This window comes from Pseudomonas sp. S150 (assembly GCF_004526365.1).
In the GTDB taxonomy this organism is placed as follows: domain Bacteria; phylum Pseudomonadota; class Gammaproteobacteria; order Pseudomonadales; family Pseudomonadaceae; genus Aquipseudomonas; species Aquipseudomonas putida_A.
This window is the reverse complement of sequence record NZ_CP038207.1, coordinates 4,827,999-4,847,024: the sequence shown is the minus strand read 5'-3', so window position 1 is coordinate 4,847,024 and position 19,026 is coordinate 4,827,999. Positions and strand designations below refer to the sequence as shown.

The window sequence follows — 19,026 nt, the reverse complement described above, 5'->3', positions numbered from 1 at the left end:
GAACCGGCAGCTCAGTCTGCCGGTTCTCTTTTTTGTCTCGGGGGTGGTCGATGCCTTTCTTCACGGTTGACGGACAAGCGCTGCACTACATTGATCAAGGCACCGGCCCGGCCGTGTTGCTGGCGGGCAGTTATCTGTGGGACACGGCGATGTGGGCGCCGCAGATCGCTGCACTGTCGCCGCACTACCGGGTGATTGCGCTGGACCTTTGGGGCCATGGCGAATCCGGGCGCTTGCCGCCAGGCACCACCTCGCTGGATGACATCGCAAGACAGGTCGCGGCCTTGCTCGATCATCTGCAGATCGAGCAGATAACGCTGGCGGGGCTGTCAGTCGGCGGCATGTGGGGCGTGCGTCTGGCGTTGTCGGCACCGCAGCGGATCAACGGTCTGGTACTGCTCGACACCTACGTCGGCGTCGAGCCTGAGCCAACCCGTCAGTACTATTTCTCGCTGTTCAAGCAGATCGAGGAAAGCGGCGAGATTGCGCCTCAGTTGCTCGACATCGTGGTGCCGATCTTCTTCCGCCCGGGCATCGATCCGCAGTCGGCGCTGTATCAGGACTTCCGCGCCAAACTGGCGGCCTACACCGCGGATCGCCTGCGCGAAAGCATCGTGCCGATGGGGCGTATCACCTTCAGTCGTGATGATCTGTTGCCGCGCCTGGGCGAACTGAATGCCGCGACCACCCTGGTGCTGTGCGGCGATCAGGACAAACCGCGACCGCCGTCGGAGGCACAGGAAATGGCTGAATTGATCGGTTGCCCGTGGGTGCTGGTGCCGGAGGCGGGGCATATCTCCAGTCTGGAGAATCCGCAGTTTGTGAGCGAGGTGTTGTTTACTTTTTTGGCTGAGCGCAACCGCTAAACCGTGTCATCGTTCTTTTCGCGAGCAAGCCCGCTCCCACAGTGACCGCGGTGATCCCTGTGGGAGCGGGCTTGCTCGCGAAGAGGCCCGATCAGGCAATAAAGAAGCCGGACTCACTTTGGCCCGAGAATTTTCGCCAGTTTCTCCGGCGAAGGCGCGCCTTGCTGCTGTTGCAGCTCGCCCTTGTCATCCATGTAGAAAATCGCCGGTGTCGCCTGCAGTTCCAGGTCTTCCATCAACTGCATGTTGGCGGCCAGTTTGGTCTGCACCGCTTTTGGAATGTCTTTCAACGGCTTGAGGGTGCTGGCCTTGCCGGCCTTTTCGTGATCTTCCAGGGCCTTGGCCGGATCTTTCGCCGCCAGCAGCGCGGCGGATTTCGCCGGGCTGTCTTCGCGGATGATCCCGACCATGATGTGCCGCAGCTGCACCTTGCCGGCCTTGACCCATGGTCGCGCCTGTTCCCAGAACATGTTGCAGTACGGACAGTTGGGATCGCTGAACAGATACACGGTGCGCGGCGCGTCCTTGTTGCCGTCCTGAATCCAGTTGCTGGCTTCGAACTTGCCCCAGATTTCCTTGGCCATCGGCGCATAGACCAGTTTCTGCAACGGCTCGCTGCTCAGATCCTTGCCGTCGGCGTCGTACAGATTGCCGAGCAACACGTGTTTCCCGTCTGGCGTCAGGTACAGCGCCATGCCACGGTTCTGGTACTGCGCCGCATAACCGCGCAGGCCGTCCGGGGCGTCGAACTGGCCGACGATTTTTGCGCCCTTGGCTTCGATCTGCTTGATCGCGGCGGGCAATTCTTCGGCGGCCTGCACCGACGGCAGGTGCAGCAGGGCAGTGCCCAGAGTCAGCGTCAGCAGGTGGCGGAGGCGGGGCATGGCAGTTTCCTTGCAGAGGTGGCCGGTGCGGCGGTTGGATTCGGGATGTCGAAATTTTCCAGGGCGCGGGCCAGGCTGGCGTTCGACAGTTCGCCCAGATGACTGCTCAGCAAGCGACCGTCAGGGCTATAGAACAGCGTAGTCGGCAACGCCATGGAGCCCACGGCCTGACCCAGTCGACCGCTGCGGTCGAACAGTACGTTGTTCAGGCTCAGGCCCTGGGTTTCCAGGAAGGTGGCAACGCTTTGCATGCTTTCGGCCTGATTGACGAACAGAAAGGTCAGGTCCGGGCGTTGTTGTTGAGCGTTTTCCAGCACCGGCATCTCGCGCCGGCAGGGCGGGCACCAGGTTGCCCAGAGGTTGATCACCAATGGACCGCCCTGATAGTCGCTGAGCTGGATGGTCTCGCCTGCGGCGTTGCGCAGGGTGATTTCCGGCAGGCGCGTGCCTTGTTCGTAGATGTTCAGTGACAGGGTCGCCAACAACCAGAACAGCACGCCGCTGGCCACGCCAAAACCCAATGGCCGACGCAGGCCCGGGCGGCGCCAGCCGCGATAGAGAGCGGTGAGCAGCAGCACGATCACCCCCGGCCAGGCGAGGAATCCACCATCGCGCAGGTCGATGATCTGCCACGGATCGTTGCGATAGTGGCCCCAGTACAGGGCGACAAACGCCACGCGTGCCGCGAGCATGCCCAGCAGAAACAGGCTGAACAGCGCCGACTCGGGGTTATCGCCGCCACGCTTGGCCACCCGCCAGCCGACAAAGGTCGCCAGCGCCAGGGCACTGATCAGCAGCAGGTGGTTAAGCGCGATGGCAAAGGTGCCGAGGGTGAACGTCAGCATTTAATTGGCGTCTCGGGTGGTGGTCCAGCGTTGCAGGAACGTCTCGGCATCCACCTCACCGGTGATGCGCTGGCTACGTCGTTCTTCGCCGTCGGTGCCGATCCAGACAAAACTCGGTGGCCCCGGGACTTTGTAGCGGCCGAGCAGCTCGCGGCTGGCGGCATTGTCGGCAGTGACGTCGAGGCGCAGCAGGCGCACATCGCTCAACGCCTGCATGACCTTGTCCTTGCCGAACACCTGTTTCTCCATGACTTTGCACGACACACACCAGTCGGCGTAGTAATCGAGCAGCACCCACTGGCCCTGGGCTTTGGCGCTATCCAGTTCTCGCTGCAGGGCGGCCGGATCCTTGATCGTGGTGAACGCGTCATGCCCGCTCGGCGTGGTGCTGGCGACCCGGCCGGCGCTGTACACCTGCAACGGCTGATACGGGTCGTCGCTGCCACCAGCAGCACCGATCAGCAACAGGCTGCCCCACAGACCGAGCAACAACGAACTGGCGCCGAACACCTGGGCAACCCGGCCGAAGCCGTCCGATTGCTTCCAGGCACAGAACGCGGCGATCAGCAGCAGCGCGCCGCACAGGCCCAGCCACAGCGACGAGTCCAGCGCCGGGCGCAACATCAGCAGCGCGGTCGCGAGGAACAGGAAACCGAAGATGCCCTTGAGCAGGTTCATCCACGCTCCGGGTTTCGGCAGAAAGCGATTGCCGACGGTCACCAACAGCAACAGCGGCACCCCGATACCGATGCCCAGCGCAAACAGAATCAAGCCACCGTGCAGCGCATTGCCGCTCTGCGCGATGTACAGCAAAGCGCCGGCCAGTGGCGCGGTCATGCACGGGCCGACCAGCAGACCGGACAATGCGCCGAGCACCCCGGCACCGATCAGACTGCCGCCATTGCGACTGCGCGAAGCGTGTTCGAGGCGGTCACGCAGGGCCACCGGCAATTGCAATTCGAAAAAGCCAAACATCGGTAGCGCCAGCACCACGAACACTGCTGCAAATGCACCGAGCAGCCATGGATTTTGCAGCCACGCCTGCAGGTTGGCGCCGAGCAGCGCAGCGATCACCCCCATCGCTGCATACACCAGCGCCATGCAGATCACATAGCTGCTGGCCAGGGCGAAACCACGGCGTGGGGTTGCACCGCTGCCGACAATCATGCCCGCCAGAATCGGCAGCATCGGCAACGAACACGGGGTAAACGCCAGCAACAGGCCGAGGCCGAAGAACACCAGCAGGCTCCAGCCCAGCGCCCGTTGTTGCAGGCTGCTGGCCAGGGCCTGATCCGGTGCTTCGGCACTGGCCGTTGGCGTCGCTTTGCCGCCCAGATCGATGACCCGGGTTTGCGGCGGATAACACAGGCCGGCATCGGCGCAGCCCTGATAACTGACCTTGATCTGACCGCTGGCCGACGCCGGGACTTTCACCTCCAGCCCTTGGCGATACACCGGTTGTTCACCGAAGAACTCGTCACTGTGCGACTCGCCCTCGGGCAGCGCCGGCTGCTGCTCGGCCGCCAAACCGTCGAATTTCAGGCGTTTCTGGTACAGGTAATAGCCGTCGGTGATTTGCCAGAACAGCTGGGTTTCCCCGGACTCAAGGCGTTCGGAGGTGAGCACGAAGGCTTTGTCGACCGGCAGAAACTCCGGTTTGGTCTCGAATGGGTTGTTTCCCGCCTGGGCCAGGCCGGAGATCAGCAGTGCAAACAAAAGAAAAAAATGACGCATGGAGGAGCCTTGTCCCTGTGCAAGTGTGGGCACAATGGTGGATGGCGATTAACCGATGATTAACCGTCACGCCCTTGTCGCTGTGGCGTTGGGCGCCATAATGTCAGCTTAATCGGCCAACGGCCTAATCGGCTTTTTTCTACGGGACGGATCATGCACGTACTGGTTTGCGAAGACGATGAACTGATCGCCAGCGGTATCGTTGCCGGTCTCACGGCGCAGGGCCTGACGGTCGAGCACGTCAACACCGCCTCGAAAGCACGGGCGATGCTCAAAGTTGCCGAATTCGACGTGATGGTGCTCGATCTCGGCTTGCCCGACGAAGATGGCCTCAAGTTGCTGCAACAACTGCGTCAGCAGGGCCTGGAAATTCCGGTGCTGATCCTGACCGCACGCGACTCGGTGACCGACCGGGTCGATGGCTTGCAGGCCGGGGCTGACGATTACCTGCTCAAACCCTTCGATCTGCGGGAATTGTTCGCCCGTCTGCAAACCCTGCTGCGCCGGGTCGCCGGGCGTAGCGTCAACCTGATCGAGCACGGCGCGCTGACCTACGATCCAAGCAGCCGCGAAACCACGTTGGCCGGGCAACCGGTGGACTTGTCGCGCCGCGAGCAATCGCTGTTGCAGGCGCTGCTGCACAACCGTGGCCGAGTACTGTCCACCGAGCAGTTGAAGGACAGCGTCTACGGCTTCAATGACGAGCTGGAGAGCAACGCGCTGAACGTGCATATCCATCACCTGCGCAGCAAACTCGGCAAGGGCATCGTCGAAACCGTGCGCGGTCTGGGTTATCGCCTCGGGCCGGCCGATGGTGGAGAACAACAGAAGTGATGAGTCTGCGTCTGCGCCTGAGTCTGACCCTCGGCGCCGCGTTCGCCCTGATCTGGGCACTGGCTGCGGCCTGGATGCTCAGCGACTTGCGCAATCAGATGATGTTTTCCCTCGACCAGCGGCTGGTAGCCTCGGCGCGCATGGTCGCCGGGCTGCTGGAGCAACTGCCGGCGCTGCCGAGCAAGGGCGAGGGCACCCATTTCAGTGCCGAACAACTGAACATTCCCGGCGGCATGGCCTGTCAGGTCAGTTCGTTGCGCGGGGAGATTCTGGCACGCAGCCACAGCAGCCCCGAGCAAACCCTGGAAGCGGAAAAGATGGGCTTCCATGACCAGCTGATCGATGGCGCGCCGTGGCGCAGTTTCACCCTGGCCAGGGGCGATGTGCGGATCACCACCGCTGATCGGCAGATCGAACGCGAAGCGCTGAACATGTCGATTTTGCTGGCGGCCTCGGTGCCGGTCGGCGTGGCGTTGCTCGGTTGCCTGTGCCTGCTGTGGTTGGGCATCGGTCAGGGCCTGGCGCCGCTCAATCGTCTGCGTGAAGCACTGATGCGACGTAACGCCGACTCGCTGGAACCTTTGCAATTGCAGTCGTTTCCCAGCGAACTGAAACCTCTGCTGGATACGCAGAACCAGCTGTTCCAGCGCATTGGCAAGACCATCGAACGCGAGCGTCGCCTGACCGGTGACGCCGCCCACGAACTGCGCAGCCCGTTGACGGCGATCAAGACCCACCTGCAAGTGGCACGCATGACCGAAGGCAGTGCCCGCGATCAGTCGCTGGCACGCGCCGAAGAGGGTGCCGACCGTATGCACCGCACCCTTGAGCAACTGCTGTTGCTGGCGCGGGTCGAGGGCAGTCTGTCGTTCGATGACGGCGTGCAGTGCAGCGCCGAACAGGTGGCGAAACTGGCGATGCAGGATGCGGCTGGTGGCGAGCGTCAGCGCATCAAGCTGCAATTGCCCAAGCAGCTCTCCAGTGCGCCGGTGCAAATGCCGGCGGTGCTGTCGATTGCCGCGTTGCGCAATCTGCTCGACAACGCCCTGCGCCATACCCCGGCAGACGCTGAGGTGGAGCTGAGCCTGGAAACGGTCGGCCAGCGCGCCCGTTTTGTGGTGCGCGACCACGGTCCCGGAATTGCGGCTGAAGATCTGCAGCACCTGACCCAACGCTTCTGGCGCAACGGTCAGAGCACCGGCTGCGGTCTCGGCCTGGCCATCGTGCAAGCCATCGTCCAGCGCTGCGCCTGCACCCTGCATTTCGACAGCCGGCCGGATGGCTTGCGCGTCGAGTTGACCATGCCGCTGCAACCTGTCTGAACCAGCAAAAATCCGCTGTGGGAGCGGGCTTGCTCGCGAAGGCGTCCGGTCAGTCGACAGGTTGCTGACTGGCACGCCGCCTTCGCGAGCAAGCCCGCTCCCACATTAGGGGATCCGTGGTGTGGCACATCAAATGTAACGTCTCTGCGTTGGTGATTCGCCGGCCTCGGCGTTAAGGTCGGGGCTGCTCTGACTCAATGGATTGAGGGAACGCGCCATGGAAGCATCGATCTGCATCTGCCCGGCGAAACCTGCCGACGCCGGCATCATCAGTCGCATCATCGAGCGATCGATTCGCGTCGGTTGTGCGCTCGAACACCGCAACGATCCGCAACTGGTCAGCCGCTGGATCGGCCGACAATCTGCCGACGTCATCAGCGCGCACCTTGCCGACGCGCATTGCTACCTGAATATCGCCTTGTTGCAGGACAAACCGGTGGGTGTCGGCATGGCCACGGCCAGCGGTGAGATAGGCTTTTGTCATGTGCAGCCGGAATGGTTTCGCCGTGGCGCAGGGCGCGCCCTGATGACCGACCTTGAAGGCTGGCTGCGGATTCGTGGTGTGCCGCAGGCGCGCATCGCCAGCACACGTAGCGGCGCGGCTTTTTATCGGCATCTGGGCTACTGCGATGCAGTGCCACGCGCCAGCGATCAGGGCTTGCACCGCGTTACGCTGCACAAGCTGTTGCCATTGTCCGACTGACATCTCGATCAAGGGTCTAAATCCTCGCCCCGCTTAAGCGTTTCCAGAACAGGAAAACCTGCATGTGCGCCCCGCGACCGGAACGCGCACCTGTGCAGTGTGCTGTTTTGGTCACTATCCATAGCGTATTGAGGGGTCGAGAGATGTCAGTCGCCACCAGCCTTATCGAAGAGTCGTCGGCCCGGATCAGCTCCGCGCCGGCGGAAACCCTGTATCAGTTCAACGAATCACCACTACTGGCCCGGCAGAGCCAGCAGGAATCCAATGCCCGCAGCTATCCGCGACGCATTCCGCTGGCACTCAAGCGCGCCAAGGGCCTGTACGTCGAAGATGTCGAAGGCCGGACCTTCATCGATTGCCTGGCCGGTGCCGGGACTCTGGCCTTGGGGCACAACCACCCGGTGGTAATCGAGGCGATCCAGCAAGTGCTGGCCGATGAATTGCCGCTGCACACCCTCGACCTTACTACGCCAGTGAAGGATCAGTTCGTCCAGGACCTGTTCGGTTTACTCCCGCCGGCACTGGCGGCCGAAGCGAAAATCCAGTTCTGCGGCCCGACCGGTACCGATGCGGTGGAAGCCGCGTTGAAACTGGTGCGCACCGCCACCGGGCGCAGCACGGTGTTGTCGTTCTCCGGCGGTTATCACGGCATGAGCCAAGGCGCATTGAGCCTGATGGGCAGTCTGGGGCCAAAAAAGCCGCTGGGCGCCTTGCTCAGCAACGGTGTGCAATTCATGCCGTTCCCTTATGACTATCGTTGCCCGTTCGGTCTCGGCGGCGCGGCCGGGGTCAAAGCCAACCTGAGTTATCTGGAAAACCTGCTTAATGATCCTGAGGCCGGTGTGCAGTTGCCGGCAGCGGTGATTGTCGAAGCGGTGCAGGGCGAGGGCGGGGTGATCCCGGCCGATATCGAGTGGCTGCGCGGCTTGCGTCGGATCACCGAGAAGGCCGGGGTGGCGCTGATCGTCGACGAGATCCAGAGCGGATTCGCCCGCACCGGCAAGATGTTTGCCTTCGAACACGCCGACATCGTCCCCGACGTGGTGGTGTTGTCCAAAGCCATCGGCGGCAGCCTGCCGCTGGCGGTGGTGGTCTATCGCGACTGGCTCGACACCTGGCAACCGGGTGCCCACGCCGGCACCTTCCGTGGCAATCAGATGGCGATGGCCGCCGGTTCCGCGGTGATGCGTTATCTGCTTGAACACAAGGTCTGCGAACACGCCGCCGCCATGGGCGAACGCCTGAGCGAACACCTGCGCATCCTGCAACGCGACTTCCCGCAACTGGGCGACATTCGTGGTCGTGGCTTGATGCTCGGCGTCGAACTGGTTGACCCGAACGGCGCGCCGGATGCGCTCGGTCACCCACCCGCGTTCGCGCGTCTGGCACCGCTGGTGCAGCGCGAATGCCTCAAGCGTGGGCTGATTCTCGAACTGGGCGGCCGGCATGGTGCGGTAGTGCGCTTCCTGCCGCCGCTGGTGATCACCGCCGCCGAAATCGACCGCGTCGCCGAGATTTTCGGCCGGGCCCTGGCCGCCGCCACCGCCGCCGAGTAAATTTTTCGCAGCGCCGAACGTTCTTACTACATACCCGGCTGCACCCCCGGTGCAGCCCACCCTTACACCGATGGAGAACCAGCATGCATGACGTCAGTATTCGACCGCGAGGACATCCTCTTTCAGGTCGTGGTCAACCACGAAGAGCAATACTCGATCTGGCCGGATTACAAAGCCGTGCCGGAGGGCTGGCGCACCGTGGGCAAGAGCGGCCTGAAGAAGGAATGCCTGGCCTACATCGAAGAAGTCTGGACCGACATGCGTCCGCTGAGCCTGCGGCAGAGAAGATGGAAGGGCAGGCGGCTGCTCAGTAATCTGCCAGGCAAAAACAAACCCGCTGGACTGGTGACAGTCAGCGGGTTTTTTCATTGCTCGCAATGGTGTTGTTCTGGCGGGCCTCTTCGCGAGCAAGCCCGCTCCCACATTGGATCTGTGGTGCACACAACTCCCCTGTGGGAGCGGGCTTGCTCGCGAAGAACGATAACGCGGTATTACTGAAACTACGCCCCACTCAACCCCTTGAGCAACAAATCCACATTCCCCTCCAGCTCCGCCACCGGATCTTCGGCATCGGTGCTCAACACCAGCAGTCGACTCCCCGACTCGGCAATCGCCGCTTTCACCGCTTCCGACGGCTGACGATGATGCAGCACCAGCGCCACGTCGTTGTCCTTCAGCGTCGCCGTGAGCTTCTTCAGATCTTCGGCTGTCCACTCGGCATCTGCTCGCGCGTCCTGGCCGATCAGCTCCAGATTCAGGCTGCCGATCAGGTAACCGAAGTGATCGCTGAGGCTCATCACGCTCAGGTTTTCAGCCTCGGCCAGGCGCGCTTCGCTGTCGGCACTGAGCTTGAGCAGGCGCTGTTTCAGCGCCGTCAGATTGGCCTCGATCTTCGGTTTGGCCGACGGCGCCAGGCGCACCAGGTCTGCCGCGATCACATCAGCCATCCGTCCCATGTTGTTGCTCGCCAGCCATGGCTGACTGTTCAAGCCATCGACCTTCAGCCCCGGTTGCACGGCGATCCCCGGCAGGGCGCCATCAACCGGGCGCGCCGCGTCGACTTCGACAATGCGAATGTTGCTGCGCCGCGCGATCGGGTACAGCGGATCATCGGCCCACAGCGAGCGCACGCCGATCACCGCGTCGGCATTGCTCGCCAGTTTGCCCAGCGCCGGAGCGCCGCGACCGGTGAAGTATGCGGTCTGACGGCTGCCCGGCAGATTCGCCGGGGCTGCGCGCTCCAGGCTGACGTCGGTGCCTTTGAGCAGCACTTCGCCGAGGCCGTAGGTGATGGGCAGCGAGGCCAGTACGCGCAATGGTTTGGTGTTTTCAGCCGCCAGCAACGGGCTGCCGACCACGCCGCACAGGGCCATGGCCAGGGTCAGTTTTCGCAGTGAGAAAGTCATTTATCCAAGGTTCCCTTTCAGACTCGGGACAACCCCGCGCGCGATGGCGGCGAGGGCGAAGGCGATGCCGGCGACCAGAATGATCGCGGCGCCGGACGGGATCGGCAGATCGAAGACGATCGGCGCGAGGATCCCGCACAGCGTGCTGACGGTAGCAATCAGCACCGAGCACCAGAAGAAGCCCTTGAGCGACTGGCTGAGCAAGCGCGCTGCCGCCGCCGGAATCACCAGCAACGCGCCGACCAGAATCGCGCCGATGACCTTCACCGCCGCGACGGTGATCAGCGTCACCAGAATCACGAACAGGTAATCCAGAGTCTTCACCGCGACGCCGCGCACCGCCGCCAGTTGCGGGTTGAAACTGGCGAGCATGATCCGGTTGTACAACGGCAGCGCCAGCGCCATGACCAGCGAACCGACGATGGCCAGCACCAGCAGATCGTTGCCGTTGACGGTGAGCACCGAACCGAACAGCACGTTCTCCAGAATGTGCACGTTGATCTTGCCGGCCAGAATCAACAGCAGGCTCGCGCCAAGCGCCAGCGACACCGAGAGAAACACGCCGATCAGGGTGTCGGGCGCCAGGCCGGTGCGGTTGCGCAGGTAGTTGAGCAGGATGCCGAACAACAGGCAGTAACCGAACAGGCTGCCGTACGGCCCGGTGTAGGGTTCGCCGAGCAGAATGCCGATGGCCACGCCGGTCAGCGCCGCGTGCCCGACCGCTTCGGAGAAAAACGCAAAGCGCTTGACCACCACCAGCGTGCCGAGGCCACCGAGCACCGGACCGATCAACAGGCCGGCGAGCAATGCGTTGACCACAAAGCCGTAGGCCAGCGCTTCCGGCAGGTAACCGGACGACGCCCAGCCCTGAACCATCAGACGAAAGGCTTCGTAACTCATCAGACCGCGCTCCGTGGATGGGTGGAAAACAGACTCAACAGGCGTTCCGGGGTCAGTGCCTGTTGCGGCGTAGCGTCGAACAGCACGCGGCGGTTGAGACCGGTGACCCGGTCGGCCAGACGCTTGACCGCTTCCAGATCGTGCTCGATCCACAGCACGGTGATGCCAGCGGCGCGCCAGTCGCCGAGCAGGCGTTCGAACACCTGGATCCCGGCTTCGTCGAGGGCCGACATCGGCTCATCCAGCACCAGCAATTGCGGAGCCGGGATCAAGCCTTGAGCGAGCAACACGCGCTGCCGTTCGCCACCGGACAACGCGCCCATGCGCCGCTTGCGTTTGTCCTGCATGCCGACCCGTTCCAGCGCCTCGCCGATGGCCTTGGCGTAGTGCTTGCTAAGGCCGAGAAACGCCGGGCGGCGCTGGCACATGGCGGCCATGAAGTCGTCGACGGTCATCGGCAGGCCGCGATCGAACTCCAGCGCCTGCGGCACGTAGCCGATGGTGCCGGGTTGGCCGGGCCAGTGCAGGCTCAACTGGCCTTGATGCGGCATTTGCCCGAGCAAGGTCTTGATCAGCGAACTCTTGCCACCGCCGTTGGGGCCGACCAGGGCGTGGACGTGACCGGGCTGAACCTGGAAGGTGACGTTGTCGAGGATTGTCGTGCGACCGAGGGTCAGAGAGACTCCCGCAAAATCCAGAGTCGGCCCACTTACCCCTTGTGGGAGCGGGCTTGCTCGCGAATGCGGTAGTTCATTCAATAATGATGCTGACTGACCGGACGCCTTCACGAGCAAGCTCGCTCCCACAGGGGATGGCGGGGTGTCAGAGAGGGTTTCTTTTGCTGTCATGCCCCGGACTCCTGAATCGCCCGCACCACGGTGTCGAGGTTGCCGGTCATTTCCTTTTCGTACTTGTCGGCGCTGTATTCGCCATAGGAAATGTGCGACAGCGGGTACAGCTTCACGCCGGACTCACGCTGGATTGTTTCGACGTAGGTGGAAGGGAAATCCATCTCGGAGAAGATCACCTTCACGTCGAGTTCGCGCAGTTGGTCGATGGTCTTTTTCAACTGGCTCGGACTGGGTTCGATGCCGTGGGCCGGCTCGACCACGGCCGTCACTTCCAGGCCGAATTCGCGCAGCAGATAGTCGTAGGCCGCATGCACCGTGGCCACACGCAGTTCGGCGTTCGGTGCCTGAGTCAGTTTGGCCAGCGCATCGGCGCGCATCTGCCGCAGGCGTTTGCCGTAGGCGCGGGCGTTCTGGGTGTAGGCCCTGGCGTTGTCCGGATCGAGTTTGCCCAGCTCGCGGGCGATGTTGTTGACCTGGGCAATCGAGGCGCTGATCGACAGGAAGGTGTGGGGGTTGACCACTTTGCCGGCGCCGCGCGCAGCGGTACCGGTGGCGGCCAGCAGCGGCACGTTTTCGTTGGCTTCGATGGTCTTGATGTTCGGCGTTTCGCTGGCGGCGATCATGCGGTCGGCGAAGTCGTCATGACCGACCCCGTTGAGCACGATCACATCCAGCCCGCTGATGCGCTTGATGTCTTCGGCGCGTGGCTCGTAGGCGTGCGGGTTGAAGCCGGCGGGAATCAGCGGCACCACCTCGGCCTTGTCGCCGACGATATTCGCCACATAGCTGTAATACGGGTGCAGGGTGATGCCGATGCGCAGGCGTTTGCCCGGATCGGCGCTGGCCAGCGGGCTCAGCAGGCACGCGCACAGGCCTAACAGCAGGGTGCGCAGGAGGGGACGGCGAGTCAGGGAAATAAGCATGGGCAAGCGGTCTTCTCTCGGGTGAAGGCGAAGGTTCAGTGGCGATGCTCGCGGGTCACGCCGGCATCGAACTGCGCGACGATCTGTTTCCAGCCTGCGGCGGACAGCGCGGCGTCATTCAGTTCGGTGGGCGTCTGCAGCTCGGCGGCGCGGTTGAGCCAGATGTCCGGCGCGGCAGTGGCGTCGGCGCTCAGTAGCATCACGAACGAACCGGCGACGGCGGGCGCCTGGCTGTGGCCGAAATAGGCGCGGTCCGCCAGTAACTGCCAGGCATGCCCGCCACGGCTGACCGAGCTGGCGTCCTGGGCGAACGGGGCGAAACCTTCTTCAGCCAGAGTCTGTGGCGTCGGCAGGCTCTGCTGTTCCTCATGCAGCAGGCGGATTTCATCGAGGGTCACCCGCAGGTCGGCGTAGATGCCTTGCTCGGCGGCGCTGAGATCGCGCCGCGCATCGAGCTGATGGCTGGCGACCGGCTCCGGTTCATGGGACACCCCGCGCCATGCCACCACCGAGCCGGCGACGGCAAGGATCAGTAAACACAACAGCAGAACATTGAGGGTTTCATGCCCGGCACCGGCCGGGCGGACGACTTGGGTGGTGGGCGTGCTCATGGGGCCTCGATGTCGGCTTGGTCGATTTCCACAACGTGGCCGGGGCCGGCGTCGAACAGCACATAAAATTCGGCCGCCGGTTTCTTGAACGTCACGGTCGAGTCGGCGCCGAGCTTGCCCGGCAGCAGAATGGTTTCGTCGTAACCGATCACATCGAGGGTTACTCCCGGTGCGCCGCTGCCGTCGGAGAAGCCGCCGGTGCATTTGATCTGCTCGGCATCGACGGCTTTGCATTCGCACATCGGGTTATGGGCCAGGGCGCCGGCGCTGAAACCTGCGCACAGCATCAGCAACGCGGCGCGCATCCGCAGGCGGGAAGGGCGTTGAACGCGGTTCATGGTTTGGCTCCTTGTTGGTTCAGCCAGGCGAGGGTGGCGGGGGAGGCCTGGCTCAGGGGAATCGAGGCCTGATGCATGCTGCCGTCCCAGCCTTCCATGGTGATCCACAGTTCGGCATCGGCTTTGGTTTTTTCCGCCACCGGCAATTGCGCGCCCATGCGATACGGCGTGCCAAAGAAAATCACCCCAGCGGCGCGCAGGCTGCGCGGTTTGCCGATGCGCAGGTAGGTGGCCTTGACCTGTTCGACACAGGCGTCGCAGAGGGCGGCATTGAAGTCCTTCATGTAGCCGGCGGGGCCACTCAGGCGCGGTGCTTCGTTACGCAGTTCGGCCAGGCGCAGGCTCCACGGGCCGACCTGGATTTCGCCGACCTCATGCTCACCGAGGCCGACGTCACCGCGAAACAGCGCGGCATCGGCGAAATACTTGGGCATGAAGCCCAACGGAATCAGCAGCAACAAGGCGTTCAGGTGAAAGCGCCATTTGTGCCAGAAGCGGCGCAGGGCGGACGGTTGGGCAGTGCGGTTGGACTGGCTCACGGACTGACCTCCGCCGGTTCACGGCTGACGCGGGGGCTGCGGGCCTTTTTATTTTCGCGCTTGAGCGCGTTGGCGGTGGCCAGCGCGGTGCGCTTGGTCCAGATCAACAGGCCGCTGAGGACCATCATGCTCAGCAGCAGACCGAAGAAGAACCAGATCAGTTTGATCCACAGACCGCCGAAATCACCGGTGTGCAGCGGGCGCATCGACTCGGTGACGAACTCCAGCGAGGAGCGGTCAGTCAGCAGTCGCGTGGCGGCCATCTCACCGTTGTACGGGTTGAGCGTGGCGGTCTGGAACATCAATGGATACCAGCCGCGCCCGCCAAGGCTCAAGTGGCTGTAGGCATTGCCCGGCAGGCTGACGAAACTGACTTCCAGCCCGGGGATGTGCTGTTCGGCGATCTGCACCGCGCGATCAAGGCTGATCCGTGGGGGAGGACTGGCGTCGCTCGACATCGGTACGCTTTCCCGGGACATGGCGGGAATGATCGGCTCGCTGCTGATCGACACCTGGTTGTCGGCCAGAATGGCCTGGATCAAAAACCAGGTGCCGGTGATCGAGATCACCGCGATGAACCAGATCGACCAGATGCCGCTCAGTCGATGGAAGTCGCCCCAGAAGATCCGCGCACCGTGGCGAAAACGCAGGGTGGGTTTGAAGAAACCTTTCCAGAAACGCTTGTACACCACCAGCCCGGTGACCAGCGAAGCGAGCATCGGCAGGCCGAGGAACGACACCAGGTACCAGCCCCAGCTGAAACCATTGGTGAACGGCACCAGCCACCAGCCGTGCAGGGCGCGGGTGAACGCCTTGAAGTTGAAGTCCGGCGCCGGGCCCTGGATCACCCCGGTGTACGGGTTGACGTAGACCGTCTGCGAGCGGCCGTCGGGGTAGCTGACCTCGACATCGAGGGCGAAGTGCGATTCGTCGGGGCGGCTGATGCTTTCCACCAGCGTCTGCGGTTCGGCCTGTTTGATCGCGGCCAGCACTTGATCGTAACTGAGCCGCGGTGCGTCATCCGATGGCTGGCTGGCGCGCATTTGCGGGTTGGCCAGCCAGACGATTTCCTGACTGACCACCGCCAGCGTGCCGGTGACACAGACGATCAGGACAAAACACCAGATCGGCAGCGCGAGCCAGCTATGCACCAGGAACCACAGTTTGGAACGGGATTTCTTCGACATGATTGCGCGTCTTGATTTCGATGAAAGGGCACGCGGCTACGGGCTTCGCAGCGCGGGTGTCCGCAAAAGGCGCGGTCGTGGCTGTTGCCTGTGCGAACGGCCTGCATCTCTATAGGACGGATGAGCCGGAGAAATCCCGAAAGGTGATATGAAAGCAAATGTTTCGCAATTCCCCCAGTCACCACCAACCCCTGTGGGAGCGAGCTTGCTCGCGAATGCGGTAGATCATTCAACTTTGATGTCGACTGACGCGACGCCTTCGCGAGCAAGCCCGCTCCCACAGAGGCAGTCATTGATCAGCCGATCAAACACGATTCATGAACGCCGCTCTCACTGCCTGGCAATTGATGCGATCAAAGCGCTCCCTATGATGGAAAACACCGGATTCCCTGAGCGAGCGCCCTGATGAGCCCCAGAACCCTCTACGACAAACACATCGATTCGCACACCGTGTGCCGCCTCGACGATCAGGGCCATGTGCTGCTGTATATCGATCGCCAGGTGATCAACGAATACACCAGCCCGCAGGCGTTCAGCGGTCTGCGTGCTGCCGGGCGCAAGGTCTGGCGGCCGGGTACGGCGTTGGCGGTGGTCGATCACGTCAACCCGACCACCCCCAAACGGGTGGCGGCGATGCCTGATGCCGGCGGTGCGCGGCAGGTGTCGTATCTGGCGGAGAACTGCCGGGATTTCGGCATCGAACTGCTGGATATCCTCGATAAACGTCAGGGCATCGAGCATGTGATCGCCCCGGAGCAAGGCTTCATTCTGCCGGGCATGGTCATCGCTGCCGGTGACAGCCACACCACCACGTACGGTGCGCTGGGGGCGTTCGGATTTGGCATTGGCACCTCGGAAATCGAGCACCTGCTTGCCTCGCAGACGCTGGTCTACAAACGCCTGAAAAGCCTGCGCGTGACGGTGGATGGCGAACTGGCGCCGGGGCTGACGTCGAAGGATGTGATCATGGCGCTGATCGGCCGCATCGGTGCGTCGGGCGCCACTGGCTATGCGATCGAGTTCTGCGGATCGACCATCGATGCGCTGAGCGTCGAAGCGCGGATGACCATTTGCAACATGGCGGTCGAAGCCGGTGCACGCGGTGCGTTCATGGCGCCGGACGAAAAAGTCTTTGCTTATCTCAACGGCAAACCCCGCGCACCGCAAGGCGAACGCTGGGCGCGCGGCGTGGAAAAATGGCGTGAACTGCGCAGCGATCCCGGCGCCGTGTTCGACCGCGAAATCCACCTCGATGCCAGCCTGCTGGAGCCGATGGTCACCTGGGGCACCAGCCCCGATCAGGCCGCGCCGATCGGTGCGCAGGTGCCGGACCCGCAACGCATCGACGATCCGATCCTGCGTCAGGACATGCGCCGCGCCCTCCAATACATGGGCCTGGAGGCGGGGATGGCGCTGCGCGATATCGTCATCAGCCACGCTTTTATCGGCTCCTGCACCAACGCGCGGATCGAGGATCTGCGTGACGCCGCCAGCGTGGTGCGCGGTCGGCGGGTGGCCGGGCATGTGCGGGCGATGATCGTGCCCGGCTCCAGTGAGGTCCGCGCTCAGGCTGAAGCCGAAGGGCTGGCGCAGATCTTCATCGACGCCGGGTTTGAATGGCGCCAGTCCGGCTGCTCGATGTGCCTGGCGATGAACGATGACGTGCTCGCGCCCGGCGACCGTTGCGCCTCCAGCACCAACCGCAATTTCGAAGGCCGCCAGGGTGCCGGGGCGCGCACCCATCTGATGAGTCCGGCGATGGTTGCCGCTGCCGCCATCAGCGGCCACCTCACCGACATCCGCCACTTTGGAGAACGCCCATGAGCCTGCAACCCTTCACGCAAGTCAGCGGCCAGGCCGCGCCGCTGCTCGCGGCCAACGTCGACACCGACGTGATCATGCCCAAGCAGTTTCTCAAGGGTATCGACCGTCAGGGACTGGATCGTGGGCTGTTTTTCGATCTGCGCTTTCTTGCCGACGGCACGCCCAACCCGGAATTCGTGTTGAACCAGCCAGCCTGGCAGGGCGCGAGTTTTCTGGTAGTCGGGGCGAATTTCGGCTGCGGTTCCAGCCGCGAACACGCGGTGTGGGGGTTGCAGCAAATGGGCATTCGCGCGCTGATCGGCAGCAGTTTTGCCGGGATCTTTTACGACAACTGCCAGCGCAACGGGGTGTTGCTGATTACCCTGGACGAGGCACAGGTGCAGCGCATTGGCCGGTTGGTGAGTCAGCCTGAAACGGTACTGATCAATGTGGATCTGGAGGCGCAGCAGATACGTCTGGCGGACGGTGAAGTCATCGATTTCCAGATTGATGACTTGCGCAAGACCGCGCTGTTGCTGGGGCTGGATGCGATTGGCAGTACCTTGCAGCGGCGTGAGCAGATCGAGGCGTTCGAGCGCGAACATCTGGCCGCCAACCCATGGCTGACCTGACACCCAACTAGCCCTCTGTAGGCCTTCGCCTGCTCGCGATGGCGTCGTGTCAGTCGAAATAATCATTGGCTGAATGACCGCCATCGCGAGCAGGCTCACTCCTACAAGGGTTTGGTGTTGCACCCGCTATAGCGACAAATCCTTGAAATGCCCCTGCAAAAACTCCACACACGCCCGCAGCTTTCCGGAGTTGGCCAGCCGCGTCGGGTACACCGCCCAGACATTGGCGCTCTGGCTGTAAGCGGCCAGCACCGGCAGCAGTCGGCCCTGTTCCAGCAATGGTTTCACATCCCACAATGAACGCAGCAACACGCCGCGTCCGTCGAGCGCCCATTGCAGGACAATCTCGCCGTTGTTGGAAGACAGCGGCCCACTGACCCGCACGCTTTCCTGTGTGCCGTCACGATCCAGATGCCAGACGCCGAAAGCGTTGTCGCGCTCCTTGATCACCAGGCAGTCATGTTGTTGCAGATCGTCCAGAGTCTGCGGTGTGCCGCGGCGCTCAAGGTATGCGGGCGCAGCGCACAGCACCCGGCGGTTACTCACCAGTTGCCGGCCGATGTGCTGACCGGGCAGGTCGTCGCCGACGCGGATTTCCAGATCGAAGCCTTCGTTGACGATGTCCACCGCGCGGTCGAACAGGTCCAGGCGAATCTGCAACTGCGGGTGAAGCTCGGCCAGCCGCGAAACCGCAGGCGCCACATGGTTGCGGCCGAAACCGAAGCTGCTGCAGATATGCAAACGCCCGCGCGGGTTGTCGTGGGCGTCGGCGAGATCGTCATGCAGTTGTTGAAAATCATCGAGGATGCGCAAGGCCCAGCGCTGCACCCGCTCGCCGTCTTCGGTCAGCGACACCCGGCGACTGGTGCGGTGCAGGAGGCGAGTGCCGAGGGTCGATTCGAGAATCTGGATGCGTTTGCTGACGTAGGCCGGGGACAGGCCCAGTTCATCAGCGGCAGCGGCGAAACCGTTCTTGCGGATCACGGTCAGCAGCACGCGCAGGTCTTCGGGCAGGGGCACGGGGTCTTGGTTCTGGGACATGTGGGAACGAGCACTGGCGGCACAAGCCGCCAGCATAGCATCGGCGGTACA

The 19,026-nt window shown here is 63.1% G+C and carries 19 protein-coding genes and 1 pseudogene; 8 read left to right on the top strand and 12 right to left on the bottom strand.

The features are described 5' to 3' along the window. Window positions 1–50 precede the first annotated feature (50 nt). Window positions 51–866: an alpha/beta fold hydrolase gene (locus tag E3Z29_RS22420; protein WP_134786990.1), complete on the top strand. Its 816-nt coding sequence runs from the start codon at window positions 51–53 to the stop codon at window positions 864–866. 113 nt (window positions 867–979) lie between these two features. Here the strand turns inward: E3Z29_RS22420 and dsbG are convergent, their stop codons facing one another. Genes dsbG through dsbD form a run of 3 tightly spaced genes read right to left on the bottom strand, consistent with a single transcriptional unit; the run spans window position 980 to window position 4,329 of the window. Continuing rightward, window positions 980–1,750, bottom strand: a complete 771-nt coding sequence (dsbG, locus tag E3Z29_RS22415) for a thiol:disulfide interchange protein DsbG (protein ID WP_027613399.1) — start codon at window positions 1,748–1,750, stop codon at window positions 980–982. After that, window positions 1,726–2,595, bottom strand: a complete 870-nt coding sequence (locus tag E3Z29_RS22410) for a TlpA disulfide reductase family protein (protein WP_027613398.1) — start codon at window positions 2,593–2,595, stop codon at window positions 1,726–1,728. Before E3Z29_RS22410 ends, dsbG begins: the two co-directional genes overlap by 25 nt. After that, window positions 2,596–4,329, bottom strand: coding sequence for a protein-disulfide reductase DsbD (gene dsbD / locus E3Z29_RS22405; RefSeq protein WP_134786989.1), 1,734 nt, complete (start codon window positions 4,327–4,329; stop codon window positions 2,596–2,598). It lies immediately after the preceding gene. Between the two features lie 153 nt (window positions 4,330–4,482). Between dsbD and E3Z29_RS22400 the strand changes: the two genes are divergently transcribed. The 5 genes and pseudogenes from E3Z29_RS22400 (at window position 4,483) to E3Z29_RS22380 (ending at window position 9,058) form a co-directional block, all read left to right on the top strand. Next, on the top strand, window positions 4,483–5,163 hold the full coding sequence (locus tag E3Z29_RS22400) for a response regulator (protein WP_007969056.1): 681 nt from the start codon (window positions 4,483–4,485) through the stop codon (window positions 5,161–5,163). Continuing rightward, window positions 5,163–6,485, top strand: coding sequence for an ATP-binding protein (locus E3Z29_RS22395; RefSeq protein ID WP_134786988.1), 1,323 nt, complete (start codon window positions 5,163–5,165; stop codon window positions 6,483–6,485). The genes E3Z29_RS22400 and E3Z29_RS22395 overlap by 1 nt, the downstream gene beginning before the upstream one ends. 217 nt (window positions 6,486–6,702) lie before the next feature. Continuing rightward, window positions 6,703–7,188 (top strand): GNAT family N-acetyltransferase, encoded by a 486-nt coding sequence (locus E3Z29_RS22390; protein WP_134786987.1) that lies wholly within the window; start codon window positions 6,703–6,705, stop codon window positions 7,186–7,188. Window positions 7,189–7,331: 143 nt separating this feature from the next. Continuing rightward, window positions 7,332–8,744, top strand: a complete 1,413-nt coding sequence (locus E3Z29_RS22385) for an aspartate aminotransferase family protein (protein ID WP_098964856.1) — start codon at window positions 7,332–7,334, stop codon at window positions 8,742–8,744. A gap of 87 nt (window positions 8,745–8,831) precedes the next feature. Beyond that, a pseudogene (locus E3Z29_RS22380) lies at window positions 8,832–9,058 on the top strand (MbtH family protein). Between the two features lie 186 nt (window positions 9,059–9,244). On the opposite strand, the gene E3Z29_RS22375 reads toward E3Z29_RS22380, so the two are convergent. From E3Z29_RS22375 to E3Z29_RS22340, 8 genes are read right to left on the bottom strand one after another with little or no spacing between them, the layout of a single operon-like run. After that, complete coding sequence (locus tag E3Z29_RS22375) at window positions 9,245–10,150, bottom strand: metal ABC transporter solute-binding protein, Zn/Mn family (protein WP_134786986.1); 906 nt, start codon at window positions 10,148–10,150, stop codon at window positions 9,245–9,247. Next, entirely contained in the window at window positions 10,151–11,050 is a 900-nt protein-coding gene (locus tag E3Z29_RS22370; RefSeq protein WP_003226663.1) for a metal ABC transporter permease, read from the bottom strand. It abuts the gene before it with no gap. Beyond that, window positions 11,050–11,898 carry a metal ABC transporter ATP-binding protein gene (locus E3Z29_RS22365; protein ID WP_134786985.1) on the bottom strand — a complete coding sequence of 283 codons (849 nt, stop codon included), beginning with the start codon at window positions 11,896–11,898 and terminating at the stop codon, window positions 11,050–11,052. Before E3Z29_RS22365 ends, E3Z29_RS22370 begins: the two co-directional genes overlap by 1 nt. Next, entirely contained in the window at window positions 11,895–12,824 is a 930-nt protein-coding gene (locus tag E3Z29_RS22360; RefSeq protein WP_134786984.1) for a metal ABC transporter substrate-binding protein, read from the bottom strand. Before E3Z29_RS22360 ends, E3Z29_RS22365 begins: the two co-directional genes overlap by 4 nt. Window positions 12,825–12,859: 35 nt before the next feature. Further along, entirely contained in the window at window positions 12,860–13,435 is a 576-nt protein-coding gene (locus tag E3Z29_RS22355; protein ID WP_134786983.1) for a DUF6162 family protein, read from the bottom strand. Continuing rightward, complete coding sequence (locus tag E3Z29_RS22350; protein WP_134786982.1) at window positions 13,432–13,773, bottom strand: hypothetical protein; 342 nt, start codon at window positions 13,771–13,773, stop codon at window positions 13,432–13,434. The genes E3Z29_RS22355 and E3Z29_RS22350 overlap by 4 nt, the downstream gene beginning before the upstream one ends. Then, a complete protein-coding gene (locus E3Z29_RS22345) occupies window positions 13,770–14,312 on the bottom strand; it encodes a thiamine pyrophosphate-binding protein (protein WP_095137357.1) in 543 nt (180 codons plus the stop codon). Before E3Z29_RS22345 ends, E3Z29_RS22350 begins: the two co-directional genes overlap by 4 nt. Continuing rightward, window positions 14,309–15,499 (bottom strand): PepSY domain-containing protein, encoded by a 1,191-nt coding sequence (locus E3Z29_RS22340; RefSeq protein ID WP_134786981.1) that lies wholly within the window; start codon window positions 15,497–15,499, stop codon window positions 14,309–14,311. The genes E3Z29_RS22345 and E3Z29_RS22340 overlap by 4 nt, the downstream gene beginning before the upstream one ends. A gap of 405 nt (window positions 15,500–15,904) precedes the next feature. On the opposite strand from E3Z29_RS22340, the gene leuC reads away from it, so the two are divergent. Both leuC and leuD read left to right on the top strand, forming a co-directional pair. Beyond that, window positions 15,905–17,323 carry a 3-isopropylmalate dehydratase large subunit gene (gene leuC / locus E3Z29_RS22330; RefSeq protein WP_134786980.1) on the top strand — a complete coding sequence of 473 codons (1,419 nt, stop codon included), beginning with the start codon at window positions 15,905–15,907 and terminating at the stop codon, window positions 17,321–17,323. Then, a complete protein-coding gene (gene leuD / locus E3Z29_RS22325) occupies window positions 17,320–17,934 on the top strand; it encodes a 3-isopropylmalate dehydratase small subunit (RefSeq protein ID WP_134786979.1) in 615 nt (204 codons plus the stop codon). Before leuC ends, leuD begins: the two co-directional genes overlap by 4 nt. A 126-nt stretch (window positions 17,935–18,060) precedes the next feature. On the opposite strand, the gene E3Z29_RS22320 is transcribed toward leuD, so the two are convergent. Next, window positions 18,061–19,011 carry a LysR substrate-binding domain-containing protein gene (locus E3Z29_RS22320; protein ID WP_134786978.1) on the bottom strand — a complete coding sequence of 317 codons (951 nt, stop codon included), beginning with the start codon at window positions 19,009–19,011 and terminating at the stop codon, window positions 18,061–18,063. Between the last annotated feature and the right edge of the window lie 15 nt (window positions 19,012–19,026).

Excerpts from the sequence above, each read along its gene's own strand:
- E3Z29_RS22355 (WP_134786983.1), bottom strand. The coding sequence starts at position 13,435 with ATGAGCACGCCCACCACCCAAGTCGTCCGCCCGGCCGGTGCCGGGCAT.
- E3Z29_RS22360 (WP_134786984.1), bottom strand. The coding sequence starts at position 12,824 with ATGCTTATTTCCCTGACTCGCCGTCCCCTCCTGCGCACCCTGCTGTTA.
- E3Z29_RS22385 (WP_098964856.1), top strand. The coding sequence starts at position 7,332 with ATGTCAGTCGCCACCAGCCTTATCGAAGAGTCGTCGGCCCGGATCAGC.
- dsbG (WP_027613399.1), bottom strand. The coding sequence starts at position 1,750 with ATGCCCCGCCTCCGCCACCTGCTGACGCTGACTCTGGGCACTGCCCTG.
- E3Z29_RS22375 (WP_134786986.1), bottom strand. The coding sequence starts at position 10,150 with ATGACTTTCTCACTGCGAAAACTGACCCTGGCCATGGCCCTGTGCGGC.
- E3Z29_RS22370 (WP_003226663.1), bottom strand. The coding sequence starts at position 11,050 with ATGAGTTACGAAGCCTTTCGTCTGATGGTTCAGGGCTGGGCGTCGTCC.
- E3Z29_RS22420 (WP_134786990.1), top strand. The coding sequence starts at position 51 with ATGCCTTTCTTCACGGTTGACGGACAAGCGCTGCACTACATTGATCAA.
- E3Z29_RS22350 (WP_134786982.1), bottom strand. The coding sequence starts at position 13,773 with ATGAACCGCGTTCAACGCCCTTCCCGCCTGCGGATGCGCGCCGCGTTG.
- E3Z29_RS22395 (WP_134786988.1), top strand. The coding sequence starts at position 5,163 with ATGAGTCTGCGTCTGCGCCTGAGTCTGACCCTCGGCGCCGCGTTCGCC.
- leuC (WP_134786980.1), top strand. The coding sequence starts at position 15,905 with ATGAGCCCCAGAACCCTCTACGACAAACACATCGATTCGCACACCGTG.
- E3Z29_RS22400 (WP_007969056.1), top strand. The coding sequence starts at position 4,483 with ATGCACGTACTGGTTTGCGAAGACGATGAACTGATCGCCAGCGGTATC.
- E3Z29_RS22410 (WP_027613398.1), bottom strand. The coding sequence starts at position 2,595 with ATGCTGACGTTCACCCTCGGCACCTTTGCCATCGCGCTTAACCACCTG.
- E3Z29_RS22365 (WP_134786985.1), bottom strand. The coding sequence starts at position 11,898 with ATGACAGCAAAAGAAACCCTCTCTGACACCCCGCCATCCCCTGTGGGA.
- E3Z29_RS22340 (WP_134786981.1), bottom strand. The coding sequence starts at position 15,499 with ATGTCGAAGAAATCCCGTTCCAAACTGTGGTTCCTGGTGCATAGCTGG.
- E3Z29_RS22320 (WP_134786978.1), bottom strand. The coding sequence starts at position 19,011 with ATGCTGGCGGCTTGTGCCGCCAGTGCTCGTTCCCACATGTCCCAGAAC.
- dsbD (WP_134786989.1), bottom strand. The coding sequence starts at position 4,329 with ATGCGTCATTTTTTTCTTTTGTTTGCACTGCTGATCTCCGGCCTGGCC.
- leuD (WP_134786979.1), top strand. The coding sequence starts at position 17,320 with ATGAGCCTGCAACCCTTCACGCAAGTCAGCGGCCAGGCCGCGCCGCTG.
- E3Z29_RS22390 (WP_134786987.1), top strand. The coding sequence starts at position 6,703 with ATGGAAGCATCGATCTGCATCTGCCCGGCGAAACCTGCCGACGCCGGC.